Source organism: Streptomonospora alba (genome assembly GCF_000826685.1).
In the GTDB taxonomy this organism is placed as follows: Bacteria; Actinomycetota; Actinomycetes; order Streptosporangiales; family Streptosporangiaceae; genus Streptomonospora; species Streptomonospora alba.
Genome location: NZ_JROO01000032.1, coordinates 92,862 through 107,084 on the forward strand (window position 1 = coordinate 92,862; position 14,223 = coordinate 107,084).

General features: G+C 71.2%; 14 protein-coding genes and 3 tRNA genes. 3 read left to right on the top strand and 14 right to left on the bottom strand.

The features are described from left to right. Positions 1 to 76 precede the first annotated feature (76 nt). The gene (gene rplJ, locus LP52_RS17125) at positions 77 to 610 is read right to left on the bottom strand and encodes a 50S ribosomal protein L10 (RefSeq protein WP_040274948.1); all 534 of its coding nucleotides are present in this window, start codon (positions 608 to 610) and stop codon (positions 77 to 79) included. A gap of 599 nt (positions 611 to 1,209) precedes the next feature. Between rplJ and LP52_RS17135 the strand changes: the two genes are divergently transcribed. Further along, positions 1,210 to 2,067 (top strand): hypothetical protein, encoded by an 858-nt coding sequence (locus LP52_RS17135; RefSeq protein ID WP_040274951.1) that lies wholly within the window; start codon positions 1,210 to 1,212, stop codon positions 2,065 to 2,067. A gap of 106 nt (positions 2,068 to 2,173) precedes the next feature. Here LP52_RS17135 and rplA read toward each other — a convergent pair whose 3' ends face one another. The 5 genes from rplA to LP52_RS17160 all read right to left on the bottom strand — a co-directional run bounded on the left by rplA (position 2,174) and on the right by LP52_RS17160 (position 5,095). After that, entirely contained in the window at positions 2,174 to 2,875 is a 702-nt protein-coding gene (gene rplA, locus LP52_RS17140; protein WP_040274953.1) for a 50S ribosomal protein L1, read from the bottom strand. An 85-nt stretch (positions 2,876 to 2,960) separates the two neighbouring features. Continuing rightward, on the bottom strand, positions 2,961 to 3,389 hold the full coding sequence (rplK, locus tag LP52_RS17145; RefSeq protein WP_040274955.1) for a 50S ribosomal protein L11: 429 nt from the start codon (positions 3,387 to 3,389) through the stop codon (positions 2,961 to 2,963). A 256-nt stretch (positions 3,390 to 3,645) separates the two neighbouring features. Continuing rightward, positions 3,646 to 4,494, bottom strand: a complete 849-nt coding sequence (gene nusG / locus LP52_RS17150; protein ID WP_040274956.1) for a transcription termination/antitermination protein NusG — start codon at positions 4,492 to 4,494, stop codon at positions 3,646 to 3,648. Between the two features lie 125 nt (positions 4,495 to 4,619). After that, positions 4,620 to 4,907, bottom strand: coding sequence for a preprotein translocase subunit SecE (gene secE / locus LP52_RS17155; RefSeq protein ID WP_040274958.1), 288 nt, complete (start codon positions 4,905 to 4,907; stop codon positions 4,620 to 4,622). Positions 4,908 to 5,022: 115 nt separating this feature from the next. Then, positions 5,023 to 5,095 (bottom strand) — tRNA-Trp (locus LP52_RS17160). A gap of 237 nt (positions 5,096 to 5,332) precedes the next feature. On the opposite strand from LP52_RS17160, the gene LP52_RS17165 reads away from it, so the two are divergent. Both LP52_RS17165 and LP52_RS17170 read left to right on the top strand, forming a co-directional pair. Continuing rightward, the gene (locus LP52_RS17165; protein ID WP_040274959.1) at positions 5,333 to 6,541 is read left to right on the top strand and encodes a pyridoxal phosphate-dependent aminotransferase; all 1,209 of its coding nucleotides are present in this window, start codon (positions 5,333 to 5,335) and stop codon (positions 6,539 to 6,541) included. An 83-nt stretch (positions 6,542 to 6,624) separates the two neighbouring features. Continuing rightward, positions 6,625 to 7,653 (top strand): adenosine deaminase, encoded by a 1,029-nt coding sequence (locus LP52_RS17170; protein ID WP_040274961.1) that lies wholly within the window; start codon positions 6,625 to 6,627, stop codon positions 7,651 to 7,653. Between the two features lie 17 nt (positions 7,654 to 7,670). Here LP52_RS17170 and LP52_RS17175 read toward each other — a convergent pair whose 3' ends face one another. The 8 genes from LP52_RS17175 to LP52_RS17210 all read right to left on the bottom strand — a co-directional run bounded on the left by LP52_RS17175 (position 7,671) and on the right by LP52_RS17210 (position 14,112). After that, positions 7,671 to 8,261, bottom strand: coding sequence for a TMEM165/GDT1 family protein (locus LP52_RS17175; protein WP_040274963.1), 591 nt, complete (start codon positions 8,259 to 8,261; stop codon positions 7,671 to 7,673). Positions 8,262 to 8,789: 528 nt separating this feature from the next. Next, positions 8,790 to 9,845 (bottom strand): UDP-N-acetylmuramate dehydrogenase, encoded by a 1,056-nt coding sequence (locus LP52_RS17180; RefSeq protein WP_193790009.1) that lies wholly within the window; start codon positions 9,843 to 9,845, stop codon positions 8,790 to 8,792. 159 nt (positions 9,846 to 10,004) lie between these two features. Next, positions 10,005 to 10,433 (bottom strand): MaoC family dehydratase, encoded by a 429-nt coding sequence (locus LP52_RS17185; protein WP_040274964.1) that lies wholly within the window; start codon positions 10,431 to 10,433, stop codon positions 10,005 to 10,007. Continuing rightward, positions 10,430 to 10,921 carry a MaoC family dehydratase N-terminal domain-containing protein gene (locus LP52_RS17190; protein WP_040274965.1) on the bottom strand — a complete coding sequence of 164 codons (492 nt, stop codon included), beginning with the start codon at positions 10,919 to 10,921 and terminating at the stop codon, positions 10,430 to 10,432. The genes LP52_RS17185 and LP52_RS17190 overlap by 4 nt, the downstream gene beginning before the upstream one ends. Before the next feature lie 198 nt (positions 10,922 to 11,119). Beyond that, on the bottom strand, positions 11,120 to 11,284 hold the full coding sequence (gene rpmG, locus LP52_RS17195) for a 50S ribosomal protein L33 (protein ID WP_040274966.1): 165 nt from the start codon (positions 11,282 to 11,284) through the stop codon (positions 11,120 to 11,122). An 84-nt stretch (positions 11,285 to 11,368) separates the two neighbouring features. Next, a tRNA-Met gene (locus LP52_RS17200) sits at positions 11,369 to 11,441 on the bottom strand. A 116-nt stretch (positions 11,442 to 11,557) separates the two neighbouring features. Next, positions 11,558 to 11,633: transfer RNA gene (locus LP52_RS17205), tRNA-Thr, on the bottom strand. Positions 11,634 to 11,802: 169 nt separating this feature from the next. After that, positions 11,803 to 14,112, bottom strand: a complete 2,310-nt coding sequence (locus LP52_RS17210) for an AAA family ATPase (protein ID WP_084723276.1) — start codon at positions 14,110 to 14,112, stop codon at positions 11,803 to 11,805. Between the last annotated feature and the right edge of the window lie 111 nt (positions 14,113 to 14,223).

Here is a 14,223-nt window from a genome sequence, read left to right on the forward strand (position 1 = left end):
TTTCTCTACCAACACGCGCGCCGTGCGGCGCCGTGCCGAGCCTGACGCCGGCGCGGCCACGCCGACGGGGTCGTCGCTAGCCCTCGGTGCCCTCGTCGGAGCGCTTGTCGTGCAGCGCCTGGGCGAGCCGCACAGCCTTGAGGGGAAGCGCCTGGAACAGACGGGCGGCCTGGCCCTGCTTGGCCTTGAGCGCGCCGGCCATCTTCGCGAGCAGAACCTCGCGGGACTCCAGATCGGCCAGCTGGGTGATCTGCTCGGGTGTCATCACCTTTCCGTCGATGACACCGCCCTTGATCACCAGCGGCGAGTTCCCCTTCGCGAAGTCACGCAGGCCCTTGGCGGCCTCGACCACGTCCCCGCGGACGAAGGCGATGGCCGAGGGGCCCTCGAACAGGTCCTGGACCTGGTCGTCAAGACCGGCCTCGGTGGCCGCGATCTTGCTGAGCGTGTTCTTCACGATGCGGAAACGCGCGTTCTGGCCGAGGTTGCGGCGCAGTTGACTCACCTGCGCCACGCTGAGCCCCCGGTATTCGGTCAGCACAGCGCCCTGCGAGCTCTCGAATTCGTTCTTGAGCTCGGCGACCGCGGCTGCCTTGTCCGGCCTCGCCATGGGACTCCTTCCAACTGTGAACGCCGGTCCGAAGCAAAGGTCCTGGCGGTTGGGCAGGCGGGAGGCACATAAAAAAAGCCCCGGGCGCAGGAGGCACGGGGCGCGACACGGCATGGCCGTCGCTCGTTCGTGACACCTGCGCGGGCCGCCCATTCGCATGGGGCCTTAGGCCACCCTCGGGGTGGCGACCGGCGGTCTTCGGCGTGTACCAGTCTAACCGACGCACGGGAGTGCCGGGGCCGGTCGTCGGTCCGGCCGAGTGCGTGGCCGAGATCGCGCCACGGGTCGGCCAGGAGGGCATGCCGCTGCGCATGGAGGCCTCGGACCGCACGGCCGAGGCGGTGCGCGTGCCCCGCGGCTTCGGCTCCGCCTCGTTCGGGGCCGAGGCCGGATCGGCGACACGCGGCGCCCCCGAGGGGCCGGGCAGCCGCCTGGCCGCGGAACGGTACCGAAACCGTAACCTCCACCCGCAGCACGCCCGGTTTCTGATGTTATGTCCTGCATCTAGGGCATAATCGCCCTTTTGGAGCATCCCCCGCTCACCGACGGTGCTCCGTCACCGCCCGAAATCCCCCGAACGAAGAACAGGAACCGTTCGCGTGCAGATCCCCCGAAAGCCCCTGGCCTCCACCGCGCTTGCGGCCGCCCTCGTGCCGCTGTCCGCCTGCGGTGGAACGGACGGGGCGCCCGAGGAGTCCTCCGGGCCGACCGCGACCGCCGATCCGTCGCCGACGGAGAAGAGCGGGCTCCCCGGCCTCATCGACACCCTCGCCGAGAGCACCGCGGAGACCGACAACTTCACACTCGACGCCGAGGCGGCGGCCGTGGACTCCGAGGCCGCGATGTCCTCGGCGAGCAACACCTACGAGGTGCAGGGCCCGGACCTGCCCGACCGCGTCACCGCGACCATGCCGGCGCTGGGCGAACTCATCCTGCAGTCCCTGCAGATGACCGGCCGGGACGCCGGGCTCTCCGCGGAGGAGCTGAGCAGTGTCACCATGATCGTCGAGCCGGACGGCGGCTCGCCGATCATCTCCAACAGCCACGGCGCGTTCCCGGGCGGCACCGAGTGGGTCCGCGGTCTCGAAGGCGCCGAGGCGCCCGCGCCGCCGCCCCTGGCTCCCGGCGAGCTGGCGCCCCTGCTGGAGGAACTCGCCGATGAGGACCTGATCACGCAGGAGGACGCGGAGAAGGTCGACGGCACCACCGCGACGCTCGTCGAGGGCGAGGCAAAGCAGGCCGAGGTCGAGGACCTCGGCCAGGCCCGCGAGACCGTCGAAGGGATTCTGGGCGGCCCGGCCGCGGGCCCGGTCGCCTTCGCCGTGTGGATCGACGAGGAGGGCCTGCCGGTGCGCCTGGAGACCTCCGACGACGACGTCGAGGTGCAACTGGCCTTCTCCGACATCGGCTCCACCTCCTTCGAGGCCCCCGAGCCGGGCGAGGTCCACCGGCTCTAGCCGCCCGCGGCCCCCGGCTTCTGCCCTGAGGCCGCCGCACGAACGAACGCCCCGGCTCCTCGCGAAGAGCCGGGGCGTTCGTAGCGCTGCCGTCACACGGCCGCCGTCAGGCGGCGGCGGGCCGGGTGATGTTGGGGTCGACCGGGATGCCCGGACCCATGGTCGTGGTCAGGGTCGACTTCCGCAGGTACCGGCCCTTGGCCGCGGAGGGCTTGAGCCGAATGACCTCGTCGAGCGCGGCCCCGTAGTTCTCCACCAGCTGGCTCTCGTCGAAGGAGAGCTTGCCGATGATGAAGTGCAGGTTGCCGTGCCGGTCGACGCGGAACTCGATCTTGCCGCCCTTGATCTCGGAGACGGCCTTGGCGACGTCGGGCGTGACGGTGCCGGTCTTGGGGTTGGGCATCATGCCGCGGGGACCCAGGATGCGGCCCAGGCGACCGACCTTGCCCATCAGGTCGGGTGTGGCCACGACGGAGTCGAACTCCAGGAAGCCCTTCTGGATCTCCTCGACGAGGTCGTCGTCGCCGACGTAGTCGGCGCCGGCCTGGCGGGCCTGCTCGGCGCGGTCACCGGTGGCGAAGACCAGGACCCGGGCGGTCTTGCCGGTGCCGTGCGGCAGGTTCACGGTGCCGCGGACCATCTGGTCGGCCTTGCGCGGGTCGACGCCCAGGCGCAGTGCGATCTCGACGGTCGGGTCGAACTTCACGACGCTGGTCTGCTTGGCCAGCTTCACCGCGTCCAGCGGCGCGTAGAGCTTGTTCCTGTCGACCAGCTGGCTGGCCTTGGCGTGGTTCTTGCTGCGCTTCACTGCTTCTCCAAAACGAGAGGTGTGGTGAGGGCCAGCGCCGGCCCTTCCACGGTCGGCCTGTCGGCTTTCGGGCCGACTCGGGCTGTTACTTGATCCGGATGCCCATGGAACGGGCGGTGCCACTCACGATCTTGGTCGCCAGGTCCAGGTCCTCGGTGTTGAGGTCCGGCAGCTTGGTCTGCGCGATCTCGCGGAGCTGGTCCTCGGTCACCGAGCCGGCCGTGTTGCGGCTGGGGTCGTTGCTGCCCTTGTCCAGGCCCGCGGCCTTGAGGATCAGCTTCGGCGCCGGCGGCGTCTTGGTGATGAAGCTGAAGGAGCGGTCCTCGTAGACGGTGATCTCTACGGGGATGATGCTCCCGCGCTGGCCTTCCGTAGCAGCGTTGTACTGCTTGCAGAACTCCATGATGTTGACGCCGTGCGGACCGAGCGCGGTACCGACGGGCGGCGCCGGAGTCGCCTGGCCGGCGGGCAGCTGGACCTTAACCAGTGCTGCGATCTTCTTCTTCGGAGGCATATCGGGTCCTTTGCCTGATCTGCTGTGTGTCGTGGATCCCGAGCGGCCGGCGCCCTGCCGGGCCGCAGCGGAAGCTTCGCGTCCGCGGTGGAGGCCACGCCTTCGCCGGATCCCCGCTCAGGCGTGCGCGCCCCCGCGCTGCGGCGCAAAGGGGCGCGACGGGTCCGCCCGGCAAAGGGCGAACCCGTCAAGTCTATGCGCCGACCGGCACCGCTTTCGCGGCGACCGCTCGGCCAGGGCTCCCGGAGAGGGCTCCCTAGATCTTGGAGACCTGGTTGAAACCGAGCTCGACCGGCGTCTCGCGGCCGAAGATCGACACCAGGACCTTGAGCTTCTGGGTGTCGGCGTTGATCTCGCTCACGGTGGCGGGCAGGGTCGCGAACGGCCCCTCCATCACGGTGACCGACTCTCCGACGTCGAAGGCGACGTCGGCGCGAGGCTCGGCCTTCTCCTTCTGCGGCTGCTCGGGCTGCTCCTCGGGCTCGGGCGCGAGGAGGTCGGCGACCTCCTGCAGGCTCAGCGGAGCGGGCTTGTTCGACAGCCCGACGAATCCGGTGACACCGGGGGTGTTGCGGATGGCGGCCCAGGACTCGTCGGTCAGCTCCATGCGCACGAGGACGTAGCCGGGCAGGACCTTCTCGGTGACCTGCTGCCGCTTGCCGCTCTTGACCTCGGTGACCTCCTGAGTGGGCACCTCGACCTGGAAGATGTACTCCTCCATGTTGAGCGACTGGGTGCGGCTCTCCACGTTGGTCTTGACCCGGTTCTCGTACCCGGCGTAGGTGTGCACCACGTACCAGTCGCCGGGGAGCACCAGCAGCTCCTGCTTGAACTCCTCGACGGGGTCGATCCGAGGAGGCGCGGCCTCCTCGTCGGCTTCGTCGGCCTCGCCAGCCGCGTCGGCCTCATCGGCACCGCCGACCGCGTCGCCGTCCTCGGCCTCTTCGCCCTGGGACTCCTCGGCGCCACCCTGCTCGGGTTCGGCCCCGAGCGCGGCCTCGTCGGCGGCATCGGTGTGTTCGGCGCGCTGACCGGCCTCTTCCTCCGACGACTGATCCAGCTCCTCGGTGGGGAGGTCGCCGGGGCTCAGTGGGGACTCGGACACGGCAGCTCTTTCTCTCGTCGGTTGCGCGCTGGACGGCGCACTTGGATAGCGCCGCCGCCGGTTACTGCCAGCTTACGGGCCGGCCGGACACGTCGCGGCCATTACGGGCACTCGCCCGCGCGCCGCTACTGACCGGGGGCGGGGGCTCCGGCTCCGGCTCCGCCGCCCGCGTCCGGGGTGAACTGGCTGTAGAGCCACGTGACCGCCTCGCCGAACCCGAAGTCGAGCAGGGAGACGTAACCGACCATGATGAGCACGAACACGATGACGACGATCGTGTAGGTGACGAGCTCGCGCCGCGTGGGCCAGCGGACCTTGCGCAGTTCGCCCACGACCTGCTTGGTGAAGGTCACCGGACCGGTACGACGCTGTGGCTCCCTGTCCGGCTTGGCGTCCGCGTCAGTCTGTGTCACCTGAGGTCCTTAGGAGTCGACGGTTCGGCTGGACTGTTCCGGCGGAACTGCCTCGATCGAGGACGCCTGCCGCGCGAGTGCGAAGCTGCGCCGTGTCTCGCCCAAGTGTCCTTTGCAGGGCAGGAGGGACTCGAACCCCCAACCGCCGGTTTTGGAGACCGGTGCTCTTCCAATTGAGCCACTGCCCTTCAGCGGATACCGCGGTACCCACACTAGCCTCCGATCCGGATGGCGCGCACCGAAGTACAACCCTCGGCGCCCGGTGACCGGACCGTCGGTTGCACGAGTGTATGCCCAATCGCGGTGCGGGACCAACCCGAATCCCCCGTCGGCGGTCCCATGGCAGCGCACCCCCCGTATGCGGGGCCCGAAGCTTTCCCCGCAGAGGCGGAAAACGAGTGGTCCGCGCGTGTAAGCATGGTGATATGACTGACCGACCTCGCATCTCCGCACGTATCGGCGGCATCTCCGAGTCAGCGACGCTGGCCGTGGACGCCAAGGCAAAGGCGATGAAGGCCGACGGGCGCCCCGTCATCGGCTTCGGCGCCGGCGAGCCCGACTTCCCGACTCCCGACTACATCGTCGAGGCCGCGGCGCGGGCCTGCCGCGAGCCGCGGTTCCACCGCTACACCCCGGCCGGCGGGCTCCCCGAGCTCAAGGAGGCCATCGCCGAGAAGACGCTGCGCGATTCCGGCTACTCGGTCGAGCCCTCCCAGGTTCTGGTGACCAACGGCGGCAAGCAGGCCATCTACGAGGCGTTCGCCACACTTATCGATCCCGGCGACGAAGTCCTGGTCGTGGCGCCCTACTGGACGACCTACCCGGAGTCGATCAAGCTGGCCGGCGGTGTGCCGCGCTATGTGGTCACCGACGAGTCCACCGGCTACCTCGCCTCGGTCGAGGACCTGGAGGCCGCCCGCACCGAGCGCACCAAGGTGCTGGTGTTCGTCTCCCCGTCCAACCCCACGGGCGCGGTGTACCCGCCCGAGCAGGTCCGGGCCGTCGGGCAGTGGGCCGCCGAGCACGGGCTGTGGGTGCTCACCGACGAGATCTACGAGCACCTGGTCTACGGCGATGCGCGCTTCACCTCGCTGCCGGTGGAGGTCCCCGAGATGGCCGAGCGCACCGTCGTCGTCAACGGCGTCGCCAAGACCTATGCGATGACGGGCTGGCGCGTGGGCTGGATCGTGGGCCCCAAGGACGTCGTCAAGGCGGCGGGCAACCTGCAGTCGCACGCCACCTCCAACGTCGCCAACGTCCCCCAGGCCGCCGCCCTGGCCGCGGTCTCCGGCGACCTGGCGGCCGTGGCCGACATGCGCGCGGCCTTCGACCGGCGCCGGCAGACGATCGTGCGCATGCTCAACGAGATCCCCGGCGTGCTGTGCCCCGAGCCCGAGGGCGCCTTCTACGCCTACCCCTCGGTCAAGGGGCTGCTGGGCCGCGACATCGGCGGCAAGCGCCCGCAGACCTCCACCGAGCTGGCCGAGGTCATCCTGGAGCAGGCCGAGGTCGCCGTGGTTCCGGGTGAGGCGTTCGGCACACCCGGTTACCTGCGGCTGTCCTACGCGCTGGGCGACTCCGATCTCGCCGAAGGCGTCGGCCGCATCCAGAAGCTGATCGGGGAGTCCGCATAGGCCGACCCGCGCGGGAAGCGGCGGCGCCGGAGGATTCCGCGGGACCCCGGCGCCGCCGCTCGCGTCTGAGGCACCCTTGGGTCATGGAACGTCCCATCTCCCGCCTCCCCAAAGCCCACCTGCACCAGCACTTCACCGGCTCGATGCGGCACTCGACCCTGGTCGAACTCGCGGAACGCTACGGCGTCCACCTGCCGCAGGCGCTGGCGACGGACTGGCCGCCCCACTTGCGGGCGACCGACGAACGCGGGTGGTTCCGCTTCCAGCGGCTCTACGACATCGCGCGCTCGGTGCTGGCCACACCCGAGGCCATGTACCGGCTGCTGCACGAGTCCGCCGAGGAGGAGCGCGCGGCGGGGTCGGGGTGGCTGGAGATCCAGGTCGATCCCAGCGGTTACGCCTCCCGCTTCGACGGGTTGACCTCCACGCTGGAGCTGGTGCTGGACGCCGCGCGCGCCGCCGAGCGCGAGACCGGCGTGGCCATCGGGATCATGGTCGCGGCCAACCGCACCAAGCATCCGCTCGACGCCAAGGCGCTGGCCCGGCTGGCCGCCCAGTACGCGGGCCGGGGCGTGGTCTCCTTCGGGCTGAACAACGACGAGCGGCGGGGGCGGGCGCTGGACTTCGAGGGAGCATTCCGCATCGCCCGGCGCGCGGGCCTGCTCTCGGCCCCCCACGGCGGCGAACTGCTCGGCGCCCGCAGCGTGCGCGAGTGCCTGGACGAGCTCTCCGCGGACCGCCTGGGGCACGGCGTCGGCGCCACCGAGGATCCCTACCTGCTGGAGCGCATCGCCACCCAAGGGGTGACCCTGGAGCTGTGCCCCAGCTCCAATGTGGCATTGGGGGTCTACGACGAGCTCGGCCACGTCCCGCTGCGGCGGCTCTTCGATGCGGGCGCGCCGATCGCCTTGGGCGCCGACGACCCGCTGCTGTTCGGTCCGCGCCTGGCGGAGCAGTACCGCATCGCGCGGGAAGTGTTCGGGTTCGCCGACTCGGAGCTGGCCGAGCTGGCACGGATGTCGATCCGCGGGTCGGCCGCTCCCGAGGCGCTGAAGAAGGAACTGCTGGCGGGGGTGGACACGTGGCTGGCCACGCCGCCGGAGGATGACTAGCGGGCGGGGTCCGCGGATCAGCCGGCGACCGCGCGCACTCCCTCGAACACCATCGCGCCGCCCGCGAGGAAGAACAGCAGGGCGGCGCCGATCTGCATGGCGCGCTCGGGCACCTTCTTGCCGAGGATGAAAGCCAGTCCGATCGCCAGCGCGTCGGCGGCCACCATCCCGACCGTGGACCCGATCCACACGGGGAACCACTCGTAGTTGGTGCCCACGGTGATGGTCGCCAGCATGGTCTTGTCGCCGAGCTCGGCGGTGAAGAACACCACGGCCACCGTGACGAGCCCGGAGCGGATCCGCCGCGAGGCCGCGCGCTCCTCGTCCTTGTCGCTCAGCTCGTCGCCGAGCAGCGTCCACACGCCGAAGCCGACGAAGGCGACGCCGGCGACGAGGGTGATCCAGTCCGTGGGCAGCGCCAGCCCCACCACCTCGGCGATGAGCACGCTCAGTCCGTGGACGAGGAGGGTCGCGGCGGTGATTCCCAGCAGGACCGTCGCGGCGCGGTAACGGCTCGCCAGGGACATGGCGACCAGCTGGGTTTTGTCGCCCATTTCTGCGATGAAGACCACAGCCGTGCTGGCCGCGAGCGCGAGCAGGAATTCCATGCGTCCTCCGTCGTCCTTGCCGGGCGGAAGCGGAAACGGGCGCCTCGCCCCGGCGGCAAAACGTGCCGGGACGAAGGTCTCGTCCGCCTGCTTCCAGCTCAGGCCGCACGGCCGGGCCGATCGCGACGGACTCCTGTGTCCGCGAAGATCCGCCGGTGTGTCGACCGCGCGAATGGAGGACTACTCCCCTTCGATGTTTTCCACGATAGCAGTGGAATATGATTTAGCAATTCATGGGCAAAGCCATTAACAAGGGCAAGCGGCGCCAATAATCAAGTTTGGCCGGACGAAGAAAAAGATTCGCCGGATTATCGCCTGTCCGCGGATGCATCGGGAAGGCCGGGATCGCGGTGTTCGCGTCCGCGTCGTCCGGGGCCGGCGGGCGGATGGCCGGGGCGGGCGTCGCTCGGTGCTGCGGAGAGCGGGGCGGGCATCCGGCGCCGCTCCCGCGCCGTCCGGACGCGCCTGGCGGCACCCTCCGACAGCCCGGCAGCCCTGCGGCGCGCGACTCCCTGCAGCGCTGCTTCCCTACAGCGCCGCACCCACCAGCACCGGCTCGTTGACCAGGGTGATACCGAACGCCTTGGCGACTCCCGCGCGGACCTCGCGTGCCAGGGCGAGCAGGTCCTCGGTGGTGGCATCGCCGGGGTTGGTCAGGGCCAGGGTGTGCTTGGTGGAGATGCGGGCGGGCGAACCGTAGCCGCGGGTGAAGCCGGCGTGGTCGATGAGCCAGGCCGCGGAGATCTTGGCCCGGCCTTCGTCGTCCACGTGCGCCGGAAGCCGGACGTCGGGGCCGAGGTGATCGGCCGCGCGGCGGGCGAACTCCGCGTACTCGGGCGGGTCCAGAACCGGATTGGTGAAGAACGAGCCGGCGCTGTAGGTGTCGGGGTCGTCGGGGTCGAGCACCATGCCCTTGCCGCGGCGCAGCTCCAGCACCGTCTCACGGGCCTGGGCGAGCGGGACCCGGGCGCCGGCCTCGGCTCCCAGCGCACGGGCGACCTCGGCGTAGCGGACGGGCCGGCTCAGCTCCGAGCGCTCCAGCTCGAAGACGACCTCGCAGACGACGTAGCGGTCGCCGCCCTTGAAGACGCTGTCGCGGTAGGCGAAGCCGCAGTCGGCGTTGCCCATGGTGAGCCGCTCGCCGGTACGCCGGTCGTAGACCAGGACCTCGACGATGCTCTGGCTGACCTCCTGGCCGTAGGCGCCGACGTTCTGGATGGGGGTGGAGCCCACACGGCCGGGGATGCCGGAGAGGAACTCGATGCCGCTGAACCCCTCGGCGACGGTGCGCGCGACCAGCGGGTCCCAGGGCACTCCGGCGCCGGCGCGGAGCCGGACGCGGCCGTCGTCGGTGTCGCTGAAGGAGATCGATCGGGACTCGGCGTGCACGACCGTGCCCGGGAACCCCGCGTCGGAGACGACGAGATTGCTCCCGCCGCCCAGGACGAGCAGCGCGTCGCCCGCCGCGTCCGTCTCGGCCACCGCGGCGATCAGCTCCTCGGTGTCGACTGCGACACGGAAGCGGGATGCGGGGCCGCCCAGTCCGAGGGTCGTGTAGTCGGCCAGCGGCACGTCGGCGGCCACCTCCGGGCCGCGGGGTTCGCGCGGCGCGTGGCCGGGCGGTCCGTCCGGCCGGGGCTCTGCTGCGGCGGCCGGGTCGGAGCCGGGTTCGGGACGGGACACGGGCAACCCCTGCTTCACGGATGTGCCGGTCCCCGCCCGCGCGGGCGGGGACCGCTGGACTCAGGCCAGGCGGACGACGGCGGTGGAGCGCGCCAGGACCTTGGCTCCGCCGGAACGGGCGGTCAGGGCGACACGCACCAGGTTGCCGTCGAGCTTCTCCTTGACGACACCGCTGACCGTGACCTCGGCGCCCTTCTCGTCGTCGGGCACGACGACCGGGGCGGAGAAGCGCACCTTGTACTCCACGAGCGCGCCGGGGTCGCCCACCCAGTCGGTCACCAGGCGCCCGGCCTGGGCCATGGTGAACATGCCGTGCGCGATGACGTCGGGCAGGCCGACCGCCTTGGCGGTGCGCTCGTTCCAGTGGATGGGGTTGAAGTCGCCCGAGGCTCCGGCGTAGCGGACGAGGTCGATACGGCGCACCGGAAAGACACGCTCGGGGATCTCGGTTCCGACCTCGACGTCGCTGTAGCGGACGGTGGCGGTCATGCGCTGCTCCCCTGCCCCTTCGCGTCCTGCTCGCGGGGCTCCTCGGCGGCGCCGCGGACCACAAGCATGTTCTTCGCGGTGAGCACGTGCTCGCCTTCGACGGTGCGCATCTCGCTCTCCAGCGTCAGCAGCTCGTTGCCGCCCAGGGCCGAGACGTCGGTGATGCGGGTGACCGTCTCGACCACGTCGCCGGCCTGCAAGGGGCGGCGGTACTCGAAGCTCTGGTCGCCGTGGACGACCCGGGAGAAGTCCAACCGCAGCTCGGGGTCGACGACCGCCTGCGACATCCCCTCCATGCCCATGATGACGGGGAAGGTCGGTGGCGCGACGACGTCGCCGTAGCCGGCGGCGCGCGCGCTGGCGGGGTCGAAGTAGACCGGGTTGGGGTCCCCGATCGCCTCGGCGAACTCCCGGATCTTGACCCGGGTCACCTCGTAGGGCTGCGGGGACCGGTACTCCCGGCCCACGTACTCGCGGTTGATCCCCATCGGCTCCCTCTCACTGTCCTCTGGCGCCCCGCCGACAGGCGCGCCCGCGGCGCCGACCGCAGAGGCGGAGCGGCCGCGGTCAGGCGACACACTAATAGCCCAGCGAGCGGGTGTGCTCGCTGGGCTCGTGCACGCGTGCCTCGGTAGGGCCGCCGCCACTCGCCGGGCCTGGCCGAAGCGCCCGGTGGGCGCGGCCGACTAGCGGGTTTCGCGGTGCTCGCGGTGCTGCCGGCAGTTCGGGCAGAACTTCTTCAGCGAGAGACGGTCGGGATTGTTCCGACGGTTCTTGCGCGTGATGTAGTTACGGTGCTTGCACTCCTGGCAGGCCAGGGTGATCTTCGGCCTGACGTCAGTGACAGCCACGTCGGAGTGCCTTTCTCGCTGGTAACAGTGGACACAACTTCAGAACCCGCGCAGCACCCTGCGCAGCAGGGGCGGCGAGGGCAGTAGCGGAGGCCGGACTCGAACCGACGACACAACGATTATGAGCCGTTTGCTCTGCCAACTGAGCTACTCCGCCATGGACCCGGGCACACCGGGCATCTCTAGAGACTACCCCAACCCGGACGAACCGGGGAACACGTGCTCCACCGGTTCGCATTCCCACTTGAGTGGTTCGCAACCTCGATCAAGCGGTGGAGCCCCTTTACGGAATCGAACCGTAGACCTTCTCCTTACCATGGAGACGCTCTGCCGACTGAGCTAAAGGGGCACGCCCTGTGCGGTGTTCCCCCTGGGGGTTCGCCGCCGTTCGCGTTGGTGATGACTATACAGGGATCCGGGGGTGTTCTGCCAAATCGGCGACCGCGGGGCCGCCAGGGCGGAGTCTCCGACGTGGCCGAGCGACTCGCTCCCGCCGCCGCCGCGGACGCCGTACCCGGCTAACGGCCCAGGTCCGAGAAGGGGCCCGGCTGCGAGCCGTAGTCGCGCCAGGGGTCCGAGCCCGCTCCGGCGGCGCCGCCCAGCAGATCGCCCGCATGCCCGGATTCCGTCGACCCCGACGGGGTGCGGGAGCCGGCACCGCCATAGCCGGCACCGCCCCCGCCCGCAGGCGGAGCCCCCTCGGCCGGCGTCCCCGCAGGACCCGTGCGGCCCGATTCCGCGACCCACACGTTGGACGTCGCATCGCGCTGGATGCGCCGGATGTCGGAGGGCAGGCCGAGCCGGTGCAGAGCGTCGGGCAGCCGCGTGTCGTGGGTGAACACGATCAGCTGCCGGTGGCGGCCCACCTCGGCCAGAACCGCCGCCAGGCCTTCGACGGTCTCGGTGTCCATCGCCTGCACCGGATCGTCCAGCACCAGGAAGCCGAACGGGTTGTCGGGGACCATGGTCCGCGGCAGGCAGATCGACAGCGCCAGCGCCTGGAACTCGCCCTGGCTGAGCAGGCCGGGCGCGTTGCCCTCGTTCTCGGAGCCGTCGACCGCCACGTCGACGGCGACACGGCGCCGCGCGCCCCGCCCGACCAGGCGCAGCGCCTCCAGATCGATGCGGCGCTCCTGGCGCAGCCGGTGCCAGACCTGCTCGGCGTGGGAGGCCAGCGGGCGCAGCCGCTCGGCGCGGATCTCCTTGGCGATCCCGGCGAGCCACTCCAGAGCGCGCTCAGCCGGACCCAGCGTCTCGCTCGCGGCGTTCGCGGCCCGTGCGTCGCGCACCCACGCGCCCAACTGCTCTGCGAGCTCGCCCCAGCCGTCGCCGGGATCGTCCAGCTTCTCCCCGGCGGCCTTGCGCGCGGCGATCGCCGTCGACCGCAGCCGGCGGCCCACCGTCTCGATGTGCTCGGCGAGCTGAGTGAGGTCGGCGATCTCGGCCCCGGCCTCCCACTCGGCCCACACCCGCCCCAGTTCGCTGTCGGGCGGCAGCCAGGAGGGCATCGGCGCCATCAGGAAGCGGGCCTGGTCGCGGGCGTTGTCGGCGCGCTCATAGGCCGCCGCGGCGTTGGCCGCGACCGGCTGCAGCGCCTTGATCTCGGCGCGGGCGCGCCGCTCCCAGTCGGCGCCGAACACGCCGGCGGTTCCGCAGGTGGGGCAGTCGGTCTCGGAGGGGTGGCGCTCGCGGTGCTCCAGAGCGCGGTTGAGCAGCTCCACGATGCCGCGGGCGCGGTCGCCCTTGGTGCCGGCCGCCATCGCCAGCTCCATCGCCGCACCGCGCAACTCGTTGACGACGTCGCCGATCAGGCCGCGCTCGGGCACCGAGAGGCGGCGCAGGCGGCGCAGCACCCGGTGCTGCTGGCGGTCGGCCGGACCGTCGTCGTCGGCGATGGAGGCCAGCCGGTCCAGGTCGATGTCCCGGGCCTCCAGCAGGTCCGCCGCCTGAGCCGCGCGCCGGTCGTCGCTTGCTCGCAACCGCCGCACGAGGTGGCCGTGCTCGTGGCCGGGCCGGTCCCGCTGCTTGGAGAGGCGGTCGCAGGCCTTGGCCAGGCGGCGCTCGGCCTCGGTCAGGTCGGTCAGGCCCAGCAGGGCCGTCAGCGTGTCGTAGAGCTCGGCGGCACGGCCGGTGACGGCCTTGCCCAGTTCGTCGTAGGACAAGAACGGCCGGTACCGGGCCAGTTCGGGGTCCCAGCCCAGGCTGCGCAGCGGCGCCGTGGTGCCGTCGGGCGAAACCACCTCGCCGCGCGCCGAGCGCACACTCTCCCCGGTCCAGGCGCGGGTCACGCGGGTGGGGCCGTCTTCGGCTGCGAGCTGGAGCTCGACGGTGATCTCGGTTCGGTCGTCGAAGTGCAGGTTGCGCCAGCCGTCGCGCCAGTCGGCGGGCATCGCGTCCCAGCGCAGGTTGCGGCCGGTGAGGGCGGCCTCGGCGGCCTCGGCGAAGCTCGACTTGCCCGAGCCGTTGCGGCCCACGATCACGGTCAGGCCCGGCCCCGCCGGGAACTCCAGCGAGCTCGGCCTGCCGATGCCGCGGAAGCCCTGCACCTCGATGCGGCGCAGGAAACTGCGGCGGCCGTGGGCCGGGGCGCCCGCAGAAGGAGCGTCAGCGAGCTCGGGCGGCGGCTCGGGCACCTCCTCGCCGCGGCCGCAGGCCGCCAGCGCGTCGTCTCCCTGCAGCGCCGCCAGCACCCACCGGCGCGCGGCGGGGTCCAGACCGGACTCGGCCAGGCGGTCCAGGAGCGAACGCGCGGCCACAGCACTGCTGTCGTACCGGCGCGGCGCAGCGCCGGTGGAGGTCGCAGGGCCCGTCGTCACTGTCCTCACCACACCCGCTCATTTGTAGGCCTCGCCCAGCAGACTAGGACAGGTCAGGGCAAAGCAGTAGCACGGCCCGAACTCGTCGGGGGCCGCGACGGCGGACCGGACGCGGCGCCCCCG

Excerpts from the sequence above, each read along its gene's own strand:
- rplK (WP_040274955.1), bottom strand. The coding sequence starts at position 3,389 with ATGCCTCCGAAGAAGAAGATCGCAGCACTGGTTAAGGTCCAGCTGCCC.
- LP52_RS17190 (WP_040274965.1), bottom strand. The coding sequence starts at position 10,921 with ATGGGGATCAACCGCGAGTACGTGGGCCGGGAGTACCGGTCCCCGCAG.
- rplJ (WP_040274948.1), bottom strand. The coding sequence starts at position 610 with ATGGCGAGGCCGGACAAGGCAGCCGCGGTCGCCGAGCTCAAGAACGAA.
- LP52_RS17185 (WP_040274964.1), bottom strand. The coding sequence starts at position 10,433 with ATGACCGCCACCGTCCGCTACAGCGACGTCGAGGTCGGAACCGAGATC.
- LP52_RS17175 (WP_040274963.1), bottom strand. The coding sequence starts at position 8,261 with ATGGAATTCCTGCTCGCGCTCGCGGCCAGCACGGCTGTGGTCTTCATC.
- LP52_RS17165 (WP_040274959.1), top strand. The coding sequence starts at position 5,333 with ATGACTGACCGACCTCGCATCTCCGCACGTATCGGCGGCATCTCCGAG.
- LP52_RS17170 (WP_040274961.1), top strand. The coding sequence starts at position 6,625 with ATGGAACGTCCCATCTCCCGCCTCCCCAAAGCCCACCTGCACCAGCAC.